General features: G+C 55.8%; 12 protein-coding genes and 1 riboswitch. Of the genes, 9 read left to right on the top strand and 3 right to left on the bottom strand.

Annotation, left to right across the window (positions count from 1 at the left end):
* Positions 1–144 precede the first annotated feature (144 nt).
* The 8 genes from NAL19_RS15260 (at position 145) to yegS (ending at position 9,003) form a co-directional block, all read left to right on the top strand.
* The gene (locus tag NAL19_RS15260) at positions 145–1,542 is read left to right on the top strand and encodes an MFS transporter (protein ID WP_411561402.1); all 1,398 of its coding nucleotides are present in this window, start codon (positions 145–147) and stop codon (positions 1,540–1,542) included.
* A gap of 7 nt (positions 1,543–1,549) precedes the next feature.
* Entirely contained in the window at positions 1,550–2,917 is a 1,368-nt protein-coding gene (baeS, locus tag NAL19_RS15265; protein WP_263057792.1) for a two-component system sensor histidine kinase BaeS, read from the top strand.
* Positions 2,918–2,962: 45 nt separating this feature from the next.
* Complete coding sequence (gene baeR / locus NAL19_RS15270) at positions 2,963–3,691, top strand: two-component system response regulator BaeR (protein ID WP_263057793.1); 729 nt, start codon at positions 2,963–2,965, stop codon at positions 3,689–3,691.
* Between the two features lie 48 nt (positions 3,692–3,739).
* Positions 3,740–4,384 carry a Vat family streptogramin A O-acetyltransferase gene (locus tag NAL19_RS15275; RefSeq protein WP_411561438.1) on the top strand — a complete coding sequence of 215 codons (645 nt, stop codon included), beginning with the start codon at positions 3,740–3,742 and terminating at the stop codon, positions 4,382–4,384.
* Between the two features lie 52 nt (positions 4,385–4,436).
* Positions 4,437–4,988: a GNAT family N-acetyltransferase gene (locus NAL19_RS15280; RefSeq protein WP_225085377.1), complete on the top strand. Its 552-nt coding sequence runs from the start codon at positions 4,437–4,439 to the stop codon at positions 4,986–4,988.
* A gap of 170 nt (positions 4,989–5,158) precedes the next feature.
* Positions 5,159–6,118: a glutathione S-transferase family protein gene (locus tag NAL19_RS15285; protein WP_263057795.1), complete on the top strand. Its 960-nt coding sequence runs from the start codon at positions 5,159–5,161 to the stop codon at positions 6,116–6,118.
* A 212-nt stretch (positions 6,119–6,330) separates the two neighbouring features.
* Positions 6,331–7,692: a tRNA 5-hydroxyuridine modification protein YegQ gene (yegQ, locus tag NAL19_RS15290; RefSeq protein WP_225085379.1), complete on the top strand. Its 1,362-nt coding sequence runs from the start codon at positions 6,331–6,333 to the stop codon at positions 7,690–7,692.
* 411 nt (positions 7,693–8,103) lie between these two features.
* Complete coding sequence (gene yegS, locus NAL19_RS15295; protein WP_263057796.1) at positions 8,104–9,003, top strand: lipid kinase YegS; 900 nt, start codon at positions 8,104–8,106, stop codon at positions 9,001–9,003.
* Positions 9,004–9,031: 28 nt separating this feature from the next.
* On the opposite strand, the gene psiE is transcribed toward yegS, so the two are convergent.
* From psiE to thiM, 3 genes are all read right to left on the bottom strand, one after another.
* Positions 9,032–9,439, bottom strand: coding sequence for a phosphate-starvation-inducible protein PsiE (gene psiE / locus NAL19_RS15300; RefSeq protein ID WP_039486479.1), 408 nt, complete (start codon positions 9,437–9,439; stop codon positions 9,032–9,034).
* Positions 9,440–9,716: 277 nt separating this feature from the next.
* The gene (gene thiD / locus NAL19_RS15305) at positions 9,717–10,520 is read right to left on the bottom strand and encodes a bifunctional hydroxymethylpyrimidine kinase/phosphomethylpyrimidine kinase (RefSeq protein ID WP_225085381.1); all 804 of its coding nucleotides are present in this window, start codon (positions 10,518–10,520) and stop codon (positions 9,717–9,719) included.
* Positions 10,517–11,311, bottom strand: coding sequence for a hydroxyethylthiazole kinase (thiM, locus tag NAL19_RS15310; protein WP_225085382.1), 795 nt, complete (start codon positions 11,309–11,311; stop codon positions 10,517–10,519). Before thiM ends, thiD begins: the two co-directional genes overlap by 4 nt.
* A gap of 36 nt (positions 11,312–11,347) precedes the next feature.
* Positions 11,348–11,444: riboswitch (TPP riboswitch) on the bottom strand.
* A 161-nt stretch (positions 11,445–11,605) separates the two neighbouring features.
* On the opposite strand from thiM, the gene ahr reads away from it, so the two are divergent.
* Positions 11,606–12,625 (top strand): NADPH-dependent aldehyde reductase Ahr, encoded by a 1,020-nt coding sequence (gene ahr, locus NAL19_RS15315; RefSeq protein ID WP_263057797.1) that lies wholly within the window; start codon positions 11,606–11,608, stop codon positions 12,623–12,625.
* Positions 12,626–12,653: the final 28 nt, after the last annotated feature.

The following is a 12,653-nucleotide window of genomic DNA, read 5'->3' on the forward strand; positions in this document are numbered from 1 at the left end:
CGCGGTGCCTTCGCCGAAAGCCGTCTCTTTACGGGCCGCCAGTGACGCGCTCCCGGCGCGGCACTGTCTTTCGTGGCGTCCATGCCACTCACCCGTGAGCCAGCTTCCGTCTCAGTACAATTTTTTACGCCAGAGGCAACAACGATGAATTCCGCCTCCGTCCGCTGGCAGCTCTGGATTGTTGCCTTTGGCTTTTTTATGCAGACGTTGGATACCACCATCGTGAATACCGCGCTGCCTTCGATGGCCGCGAGTCTGAATGAAAGCCCGCTGCATATGCATTCGGTGATTGTTTCCTATGTGCTGACCGTGGCGGTGATGCTGCCTGCCAGCGGCTGGTTGGCGGATCGTATCGGCGTGAAGAATATCTTCTTTGCCGCGATTCTGCTGTTTACGCTCGGCTCACTGCTGTGCGCCCGTTCGGAAACGCTGAATGAACTGCTGGCCTCACGCGTTATTCAGGGCGTCGGCGGCGCAATGATGGTGCCGGTAGGACGGCTGACGGTGATGAAGATCGTCCCGCGCGATCAGTATATGGCGGCAATGACATTCGTAACGCTACCCGGCCAGATTGGCCCATTGATGGGGCCCGCGCTCGGCGGCTTTCTGGTGGAATATGCCAGCTGGCACTGGATTTTCCTTATCAACCTGCCCGTCGGCATTATCGGCGCGCTGGCAACCTGGTTCCTGATGCCCAATTACACTATGCGAACGCAGCGCTTTGACATCAGCGGCTTCCTCTGGCTTGCGGTTGGCATGGCCACCTTAACACTGGCGCTGGACGGCAACCGCAGTCTGGGCATTCCACCGATTGCCATTTTCGCGTTAATCGCTATCGGACTGATCGCCCTGTTAAGCTATTGGCTGCACGCTCGCCACAACAAACGCGCGCTGTTTAATCTGCATCTATTCGATACCCACACCTTCTCTATCGGCCTGACTGGCGGGCTATTGGCGCGCATCGGCAGCGGTATGCTACCGTTTATGACGCCGCTATTTTTGCAGTTGGGAATGGGGTTTTCTCCCTTCCATGCCGGGCTGATGATGGTGCCGATGGTGTTAGGCAGTATGGGCATGAAGCGGATCGTGGTACAGGTCGTTAATCGGCTCGGTTACCGACACGTACTGATTGTCTCCACGCTGCTGCTGGCACTGGTCACGGCACTGTTCGCGCTGGTCGCGCTGATGCAATGGATCTGGATGATCCCGATTGTCTTGTTCTTCCTTGGCATGGTGAACGCCATTCGTTTTTCCACCATGAATACACTGACGCTGAAAGATCTGCCGGATACGTTGGCCAGCGGCGGCAATAGCCTGCTGTCGATGACGATGCAGCTGTCCACCAGTCTCGGCGTCAGCATCGCAGGCATTCTGCTGGGCATGTTTTCCCAACCGCATATGGCGGCGGGGAGCGGAGAAACCCACATGGTGTTTATTTACACCTACCTGAGCATGATCGTGATCATCGCCCTGCCAGTGCTAATTTTTAACCGCGTTCCACTGGACAGCGTCAAGCAGTCCGTGCTGCCGAGTAAATCGTGAGGTCGTTATGAAATTCGGAATCACCGCCAAACTGTTTCTCGCGATTTTCGCCACCTGCATGCTGGTACTGATTACCATGCATTGGGGTGTGCGCGTCAGCTTCGAACGCGGCTTTATCGACTACATTAAGCGCGGCAACGAACAGCGGGTCACGCAATTGCGCGATGCGCTGGCGGAACAATATCAGCAGCACGGCGACTGGTCATTCCTGCGCAACAATGACCGGCTGGTGTTCAAAATGCTGCACTCGTTGGATCAGAACAACGACACCGACAACAATATGCAGGGGCTACGCGTGCGCCTGTGGGTGCTCGATACCGGCAAGCGCAAGCTGTTCGGCTCTCCGGCACCGATACCGAACGAAGGCACCTGGCAGCCGATTCAGGTGCAAAACCAGACGGTCGGCTGGATTGTTGCCTCGCCCGTTGAACGCCTGACCCGCAACGCCGATATCAGTTTCGATCAACAGCAGCAGCGCACCAGTTGGCTGATTGTCGCGCTCTCGACACTGCTCGCGATCATCGCCACCTGGCTGACCGCGCGTGGCCTGCTCGCGCCCGTCAAACGGCTGGTCAACGGCATGCACAGTTTGGCCTCAGGAGATTTCAGCACCCGCGTGACGGCAAGCTCGCACGATGAACTGGGCAGGCTGGCGCAAGACTTCAACCAGCTAGCCATCACGCTGGAAAAAAACGAGCAGTCGCGTCGTGCGTTTATGGCCGATGTCTCCCACGAATTACGCACGCCGCTGGCGGTGCTGCGCGGTGAGCTGGAAGCCTTGCAGGATGGCGTACGCAAGCCTGACGCGCATTCGCTGCATTCGCTCCAGTCTGAGGTGACGACGCTCACTAAACTGGTGGATGACCTGCATCAGCTTACGCTGTCCGATCGCGGGGCGCTGGCCTACCGCAAAACGGCGGTGGACGTGGTGCAACTTCTGCATATTGCTATCGCCGCGTTTCATGAACGCTTCCAGAAAAAACAGATTACGATCACCACGGATCTACCCGCTCAGGCTGGCGTCTTTGGTGACCCTGATCGGTTAAGCCAGTTATTTAACAATCTGCTGGAAAATAGCCTGCGCTACACTGACGAGCAGGGACAGTTGATCATTACCCTCATGCAGCAGCATAAACACTGGGCTATTATCTGGCAGGACAGCGCCCCCGGCGTGACCGACGAGCAACTCACGCTGATTTTCGAGCGCTTTTACCGTGCGGAAAGTTCGCGCAACCGCGCCAGCGGCGGCTCCGGGCTGGGGTTGGCTATCTGTAATAATATCGTTGAGGCGCATAGCGGACGACTGTATGCTGAACATTCGCCGCTAGGGGGAGTGATGATTACCCTTGAGCTTCCCTCGCACGTACCGGATTAAGCGTTATCCCGATCGCTATTCCTGAAACCGACAATAAGCAGAGCTATGACAACCGCATCCGATTTCGCTATGGCATCACCTATTCTGATTGTCGAAGATGAGCCCAAGCTGGGGCAACTGCTGGTGGATTATCTTCAGGCAGCGGACTACGCCACGCACTGGCTGTCCGACGGTAACGATGTCGTCGAGTGGGTGCGGCTGCATTCCCCTTCACTCATTTTGCTGGATTTAATGCTGCCGGGCTGCGACGGCCTGACGCTCTGCCGCACCATCCGCCAGTTCTCCAACGTGCCGATTATTATGGTCACCGCCCGTAGCGAGGAGATCGATCGCCTGCTGGGGCTGGAAATTGGTGCCGATGACTATATTTGTAAGCCCTTCAGCCCACGCGAAGTCGTCGTGCGCGTCAGAACGCTGCTGCGTCGCTGCGGCTGGCAGAACGACGGTATGAAAGCCATCGAGAAAACCGAAACGGCTCTGCTGATTGATAAAAGCGGCTTTCAGGCCAGCTATCTGGGGCAGAACCTTGACCTGACGCCAGCCGAGTTTCGCCTGCTCAAGACGCTTTCTACCGAGCCGGGGAAGGTGTTTTCCCGCGAGGCGCTGCTGGATAAGCTCTACGACGATTATCGCGTCGTGACCGACCGCACCATCGACAGCCACATCAAAAACCTGCGTCGTAAGTTAGAGCAGTTGGACGAAGAGACCTCATTTATCCGCACGGTATACGGCATCGGCTATCGCTGGGAAGCCGCCCCCTGCAATGAGGTATAACACCAATCACGCGATGCTGTTATTGGATATTATGCTGCTACGGAGGCCATTTTGAACGGACCCGATCCGGATAACCGCTACCCCATGGCCGGTTTTCCCCAAGTGTGTTTCATCAAGAATATTGTCACCAACCCGAATATCGAAATTGGCGACTACACCTATTATGACGATCCCGACGGCGCGGAAAATTTCGAGCAAAATGTGCTCTACCACTATCCGTTTCTCGGCGATAAATTAATCATCGGTAAGTTTTGCGCCATCGCGCGCGGGGCAAAATTTATCATGAACGGCGCAAATCATCGGCTTTCCGGCCTGTCGACGTATCCCTTCCAGATTTTTGGCAACGGCTGGGAAAAAGTGACGCCGAAGCCAGAGGAACTGCCTTATAAAGGTGACACGTTCATCGGCAATGATGTCTGGATTGGCTATGATGCACTGATCATGCCCGGCATCCGCATCGGAAATGGCGCCATCATTGCGTCACGCGCCGTGGTCACCGCCGATGTGCCCGCTTATACGATCGTCGGCGGCAATCCGGCAAAAATCCTGAAATCCCGTTTTACGCCAGGCGTCATCAATACGCTGGAAGCGCTGTGCTGGTGGGACTGGCCGATAGAAAAAATCACGCGTCATCTGGACATCATCGCCGCGGGTGATATTGCGACACTACAAGCGTGCCATCTGTCAGAGTAACCGTCTTCCATTCCATACGAATCCATTCCACACAGAAGAGGCTTTCGCGATAATGACCAGGCTATTTTCCGAAACGACCAAAATCGAGACACCTCGCCTGCTGCTGCGCCCGCTCTATCGTGATGATGCGTCTGCGCTGTTCGTTTTTATGTCCGATCCCGTCGTGATGCGTTTCTGGAATCATCCGCCCTGGCAGCACCTCGAACAGGCGCATGATGCGATTGACGAATACTGGAGCGCACTGTGCGCCGGGCAATACATGAAGCTAGGTCTGGAAGTAAAAGCGAGCGGCGAACTGATCGGTACCTGTGTGCTGTTCAACCTTGAGATTGACTCTAAACGCGCCGAGATCGGCTACTGTCTGGCGGCAAGTGCGCAAGGGAAAGGTTATATGGCGGAAGCGCTCTCTGCACTGCGGGATTTTGCCTTTGAAACGGCGGGACTAAGCCGACTGGAAGCGGAAATCGATCCCCGCAATGTGGCCTCAGCCCGATCGCTGGAGCGGCTGGGGTTCACGCAGGAAGGGCTGTTAAAGCAGCGTTGGATTGTGGACGGCGAGGTGTCAGATTCCGCGCTGTACGGCCTGCTGGCAGCCAAACGCTAGCGACCTCATTCCCAGACTGGTCAAAAATACTGTCTGACTTAATGAAAATTTTGTCATTTTCTCTTTTCCCAAGGCTGTTACTCTTTTAAGCCTACAATAATAACGGGTATCACCCCGCACACCGTGCGGGACATTGGTCACCTGCAACAGAACGGACAAGGGGAAAAGAGATGTCAGGCTTAGTGAATGGCAAATGGGTTAACGGCGATGTCGCGGCGGAAGAGATCAAAAACGGCGCGTTCCATCGCGAAGAAACCAAATTTCGGCAAACCGAGCTGGTGCCAGAAGCGGGGCGTTACCAGCTTTTTGTCTCCTATCTCTGCCCGTGGGCGTCACGCACGCTGATTTTCCGCAAGCTGAAAGGGCTGGAGAGCATCATCTCGCTTTCGGTTGCCAATCCGCGCATCGCCGATAACGGCTGGGAATTTGCCACCCCGCAGGATGCGGGTGAGCATGTGGGCGAGATTCGCTATCTGCACCAGTTGTATACCGCCAGCGTACCCGACTACACCGGCAAGGTTTCGGTGCCGGTGTTGTGGGACCGGGTGGAAGGCCGCATCGTGAATAACGAATCGGCGGATATCATCCGTATGCTGAACAGCGAATTTAACGACCTGACCGGCAACTCCCTCGATTTCTACCCGTCAGAACTGCACGCTGAGATCGATCGCTGGAACGAAACCGTGTATCACAACGTCAATAATGGCGTGTATAAAACCGGCTTCGCCAAAACACAGGAACACTATAACGCTGCCGTCACGACGCTCTTCACTACGCTCGACGAGTTGGACGAACATCTGGGCAACCATCGCTATATGCTCGGTGACACGCTGACCGAAGCCGACTGGCGTCTGTTTGTGACGCTGGTACGTTTTGACGTGGCCTACCACGGCGCGTTCAAATGTAACCTGAAGCGCATTGCCGACTACCCGAACCTGTCGAATTACCTGCGCGAGCTGTACCAGTGGCCGGGCGTCGCAGAGACGGTCAATATCGACCACATCAAAACGGGCTATTACGGCATTGCCTGGCTGAACCCGACGCAAATTGTGCCGGTTGGCCCATTGGTCGATTTGTCTCAGCCCCATAACCGTGAAGCGTTCGGAAAATCCCGTATCGCCACGCGTTAATACGGCTTTATCTGGCCTGCTCGATTAATGGCAGGCCATTCTTTATTTAGGTCAAAAAATTGATTTGCATCAAACGATTGATTTATGTCAAACAAAGGCCCCACTTTTCGTGTGTCGTCTACTGCAATTTTCCCCTATTAGCGCTAGAATCCTCCGCCTTTACTGCTCCCGCCGCGGAGCAGCCTGACTTGTGATCAGAATCGAGAGATACCATGTTTAAACCGGAACTTCTTTCTCCGGCCGGTACGCTGAAAAATATGCGCTACGCCTTTGCCTATGGCGCGGACGCGATTTATGCCGGTCAACCTCGCTACAGCCTGCGCGTGCGCAATAACGAATTCAACCATCAGACGCTGGCGCAAGCCATTAACGAAGCGCATGAACTGGGCAAGAAATTCTACGTCGTCGTTAACATCGCACCGCACAATGCCAAACTGAAAACCTTCCTGCGTGACCTGCAACCCGTCATCGAAATGGGGCCGGATGCGCTGATCATGTCCGATCCGGGTTTGATTATGCTGGTGCGGGAAAACTTCCCACAGATAGATATTCACCTTTCCGTTCAGGCCAACGCGGTAAACTGGGCTACGGTGAAATTCTGGCAGCAAATGGGGCTGACACGTGTCATTCTGTCCCGCGAACTGTCGCTGGAAGAAATTGCAGAAATCCGCCAGAACGTGCCGGATATGGAACTGGAGATCTTCGTTCACGGCGCACTGTGCATGGCCTACTCTGGCCGCTGCCTGCTGTCCGGTTACATCAATAAACGCGATCCGAATCAGGGTACCTGCACTAACGCCTGCCGCTGGGAATATAAGGTTCAGGAAGGTAAAGAAGACGACATCGGCAATATCGTCCATCAGCACGAACCTATCGCGGTGAAGAATGTTGAGCCCGCGCTGGGCATCGGCGAACCGACTGACAAAGTCTTTATGCTGGAAGAAAGCATGCGCCCCGGCGAGTACATGAGCGCCTTTGAAGACGAACACGGCACCTACATCATGAACTCCCGCGATCTGCGTGCCATCCAGCACGTTGAACGCCTGACGCAGATGCAGGTGCACTCGCTGAAAATCGAAGGCCGCACCAAGTCATTCTATTACTGTGCCCGTACTGCACAGGTTTATCGCCGTGCCATCGACGATGCCGTGGCGGGTAAACCGTTCGATCCAACCTTGCTGGAAACGCTGGAAGGGCTGGCGCACCGTGGCTACACCGAAGGCTTCCTGCGTCGCCACGTGCATGAAGATTACCAGAACTACGATTACGGCTATTCTGTCTCCGATCGTCAGCAGTTTGTCGGTGAATTCACCGGCATGCGTCGCGATGGGCTGGCGGAAGTCGAGGTGAAGAACAAATTTTCCTGCGGCGACAGCGTGGAGATGATGACGCCAAACGGCAATATTCAATTCACCATCGACTCCATGCAGAACGCCAAAGGGCAACCCGCCGATGTGGCGCCGGGTAACGGCCATATCGTTTACCTGCCCGTGCCGGACGATATCTCGCTGGACTATGCGCTCTTGCTTCGCAATCTGCCGGGCACTACCACGCGTAACCCTAACGCGGAATAAACCGGTCATACCGCCGGATGTCCCGTACATCCGGCAATGCCTCCCACAAGCGATCCCTTCCTTCTCGTATGCCCCCCTATTCTCGACCGTTCTCAACCGCGACTCGGTACGTCAATCGCTCGACGGTATCGTTACAAAGCTCAGGGTTTTTAACGAATATTAGAAACAGATCACATCAATTCACCGGTCTTGTGGTTAGTATTGCGTCGCTGAGAAAACATAGAACGAAAAATAAGCGTAGTGATACTACTAGGAACCACCTCCTTGGCCAGCTCAATCTCCCTTGAGCTGGCTTTTCTTTTTCTCCCGCCCGCGCATTTTCCCCACCGCACATTCACCGACTCTTCTGATGTCTACCTATCGATTTAGTGACTATTATTAATCCCACGATCCTGCTTAGGAGAAATGGCCATGGAAAAAAATCCAATCACACTGCTAATTCTGAATGGGAAGAGTGCGGGTAATGAAGAACTCCGCGAGGCCATTGATACGCTGCGACAGGACGGCTATACGCTGCATGTCCGCGTGACCTGGGAATATGGCGATGCCAAACGCTATGTAGAAGAGGCGATTCAGCTCAGCGCGGATAACGTGATCGCCGCCGGTGGCGACGGCACCGTCAATGAAGTCGCCGCCGCATTAGCGGTACAGCCGGAAGCGGTGCGCCCGTGTTTGGGGATTGTCCCGCTGGGTACGGCCAACGATTTCGCCACCAGTTGTCAGATTCCGATGGAGATGCACAACGCGCTAACGCTGGCGATCAAAGGCCGCGCCACCGCCATTGATGTCGCCAACGTGAACGACAGTCACTATTTCATCAACATGGCAACGGGCGGCTTCGCCACGCGCATTACCACCGAGACACCCGCCAAGATGAAGGCCGCACTGGGAAGTGCGTCTTACGTGCTGCACGCGCTCTTTCGCATGGACATGCTGCAAGCCGAGCGCTGTGAGATTAGCGGGCCGGATTTTCACTGGTCAGGCGATACGCTGGTCATTGCGGTGGGGAATGGTCGTCAGGCAGGCGGCGGACAACAGCTTTGCCCTGAAGCGCTGGTCAATGATGGGCTGCTGGAACTGAGCGTACTATCGGCAACCGAGCTGCTGCCGAATATGCTTCAGGCCTGGTTTACCGGTAGCGAAAATCAAAACATGATTTCCGCTACCCTGCCCTGGCTGGAGATCACCGCGCCGGATGATATGACATTTAATCTGGACGGCGAGCCGCTCACCGCCAAACGCTTCCGTATCGAGGTGCTTCCCGCCGCGATTCGCTGCCGGCTGCCGCCCCAGTGCTCTCTGCTGGAATAGCGGTGCGTTTCGACGATTCCTGTTTCTCCTATTCCCGTTTCAGGCGATTACTGTTTGCCAGGTACAGCGTCACGACTAGCAGCAGGATCGCCGCAGAATACACCAGCGTATCCGACGGGCTTTTGTGATCGACAATAATCAGGCGAATGATGGCCGTAATGCCGATGTAGATAAAATAGCGCAGCGGGAAGTGATAGCCGGACTGGAAATACTTCACGATCAGCGCAATAAACTCAAAATACAGGAAATAAATTACAATGCCTTCTATCAGCTGATAGGAGGAATCTTTCTCATTGGAGATCAGCAGCACCTTCGCCAGATGAAACGTTTCTTTGACTAAAAAAATCACCAGAATAGTCGCCAGCACCAGCAGGCCGATATTGAGTATCGTCTGAAGCGCTTTGGCAGCCATCGCACTGCGAGCAGAACCTGCCATATGTTATCCCCACACCCTGTTTCACATTAACGCCAAGATTTCACAGCAAAGTAACCGGATGCCCCCACACTGTCACGCCAAAAGACGCTTTAATTTATCCCATAATACTTCAAGTTGCATGTGTGTTGGCTTTCCTCGCTCACCCCAGTCACTTACTTATGTAAGCTCCTGGGGATTCGCTGTGTCGCCGCCTTCCTGCAACTCGAATTATTTAGGGCACAGTTTGAAATTACTGGCAAAGATGTCACGCAAAGTACAAGTCAATTTACTTATGGTTTTACCACCAGCGATGGAAATGGTGAACGGGGCCGATGCCGTGCCCGACCTCCAGCGTGTCGGCCTGTTGTAATGCCTGCTGCAAATAATCCTTCGCGGCGTAGACCGTTTCGCTCCAGCTATCGTGGCGCGGTCGCAACGCGGCCAGTGCGGCAGACAGCGTGCAGCCGGTGCCATGCGTATGACGGGTATTCACTCGCGGGGAACTAAAGCGCTGCGGTTCGGCCTGTCGGCTGAACAGCCAGTCCGGGCTTTCCGCTTCACTCAAGTGACCGCCTTTCATCAGCACCGCCTGACAGCCCATTGCCAGCAGCGCCTCCCCCTGCTCACGCATTTCCCGTTCGTTGGTGGCCGGTGACGTATTCAGCAGCGCCGCAGCCTCGGGCAAGTTGGGCGTAATCAGGGACACCAGCGGCAGCAGTTCACGGCGGATCGATTCCACCGCCTCGGGTGCGAGTAGCGGATCGCCACTTTTCGCCAGCATCACGGTGTCCAGCACCACAAAAGGCACCGCGTAGTGACGCAGGCGCTCGGCAACCGCGTCAACAATATCGGTCTGCGCCAGCATCCCAATCTTGGCGCTGTCGATGCGTACATCGCTCAGCACGGAATCCAACTGCGCCGCGACAAAATCCGGCTCAATTCGGTAGACGGACTGCACGCCGCGCGTATTTTGCGCCACCAGCGCGGTAATGACTGACGTCCCATAAGCCCCCAGCGCGGAAAAAGCTTTTAGATCCGCCTGAATACCCGCCCCGCCGCTCGGATCGGTGCCTGCAATCGTCAACGCATTGATACGTTTCATGCCAGATCCTCCGCGCGCAGGGTATAGAGCCTGTCGAGAAAGTTGGGGATAAAACTGCCTGTACCTTGAGACACCGAAGCCGCCTGCTGCCCCGCGAAAGCCATGACATAGCACGCCGCCGCTACGTGGGATAAGCGTTCCCCCTCCAGAGCACAGAAACCCGCGACGACTGCCGACAGCGCACAGCCCGCACCAACCACGCGCGTCATCATGCTATCGCCACCAGTCACCGCGATATCACGTACGCCGTCCGTGACATAATCCACCACGCCGGTCACCGCGACGATCGTCCCCACTTGCCGCGCCAGTTCGCGTGCAGCAGGAAGCGCTGCCAGCGAGTCATCGGTGCTATCCACACCCCGCCCCTGTGCGGCTAAGCCCGCCAGCGCCATGATTTCAGACGCATTGCCGCGAATCGCCGCGGGCTTCCACGCCAGCAATTCCCGACAGAATTCACGCCGAAAGGTCAACCCGCCTACGGCAACCGGATCGAGCACCCACGGCGTCCCCGCCTGATGCGCGCGGTTTACCGCCGCTCGCATCGCCTCGGCGCGCGAGCGCTCCAGCGTCCCGACATTAATCAGCAGCGCATCGGCCACCGCGCTGAACTGCGCAGCTTCTTCAGGATCGACCACCATTGCCGGCGACGCATTCAGCGCCAGCAGCACATTAGCGGTAAAAGATTGCACCACGTCGTTGGTCAGGCAGTGCACCAGCGGCGAGGCAGAACGGAATTGGGTGAGTGAGGTTGCTGCCTGAGCGGCAGAAAGGTCGGTGGGTCGCGTGTTCATAGGTCTCCCAACCGGCGTGGAAGAAGGCGGCAACCGGTGGGCATACCGTGACTTCCCTACGCTGGCATTATCCAGATCAGGTGGTACGGGTATTTCTCAGCCTTCACAAAGAAGGGCACCCCGAGTCATGTACTACGCTTTGCAGCATAAGTAAGTGGGTAACGTAAAGCAAGCGCTCCCCCGCTTCTCTTGCCCACCCGACACCCAATGAAAAACCACAGGCACGTTGTGACATAGAGAAAAACGCCATAACCCTTTAGACTGGTTAATCAAACCCATACTGAGGAGATTGTGATGACGATGATAAAGAGTTATGCCGCACCGGAAGCAGGCGCAGCGCTGGAGTTGTATGAGTTTGATGCGGGTGAACTACAGGCGGAAGACGTAGAAGTTGTGGTGGATTACTGCGGCGTGTGCCATTCCGATCTCTCGATGATCGATAACGAATGGGGCATATCGAGCTATCCGCTGGTTGCCGGGCATGAAGTAATTGGCCGTGTGCACGCCCTGGGCAACGCGGCGAAGAACAAAGGATTAAAGGTTGGTCAGCGTGTCGGTATTGGCTGGACGGCACGTAGCTGTGGGCACTGCGATGCCTGTATCAGCGGCAGCCAAACCAACTGCCAGCAAGGCAGCGTGCCGACCATCCTGAATAAAGGCGGTTTTGCCGATAAGATCCGTGCGAACTGGCAGTGGGCTATCCCGCTTCCTGATTCCATTGATATCGAATCTGCAGGTCCGCTGTTGTGCGGCGGTATCACCGTTTTCAAACCGCTGTTAATGCACCATGTCACCGCAACCAGCCGCGTCGGCGTGATCGGTATCGGCGGTCTGGGGCATATCGCGATTAAGCTCCTGCACGCAATGGGTTGTGAAGTCACGGCGTTCAGCTCAAACCCAGCCAAAGAGCAGGAAGTGCTGGCGATGGGTGCCGATAAGGTCGTCAACAGCCGCGATCCTCAAGCGCTGACGGCATTAGCGGGTCAGTTCGATCTCATCATCAACACCGTGAGCGTCGATCTGGAATGGCAACCCTACTTCAACGCACTCGCCTATAACGGGAAATTCCATACCGTCGGCGCGGTGATGAAGCCATTTAGCGTGCCGGCCTTTACGCTCATCGCAGGTGACCGCAGCGTTTCCGGCTCTTCTACCGGCTCACCGCATGAACTGCGTTCTCTGATGAAGCTCGCCGCGCGTGCCAACGTGAAGCCGCAGACAGAGCTGTTCCCGATGTCAAAAATCAACGAGGCCATCCAGCACGTACGCGACGGCAAAGCCCGCTACCGAGTCGTACTGAAAGCCGATTTCTAATCGGTAAAGACGCCTGAGCAATCGGGCG

Source organism: Pectobacterium sp. F1-1 (assembly GCF_025643735.1).
Taxonomy (GTDB): domain Bacteria; phylum Pseudomonadota; class Gammaproteobacteria; order Enterobacterales; family Enterobacteriaceae; genus Pectobacterium; species Pectobacterium colocasium.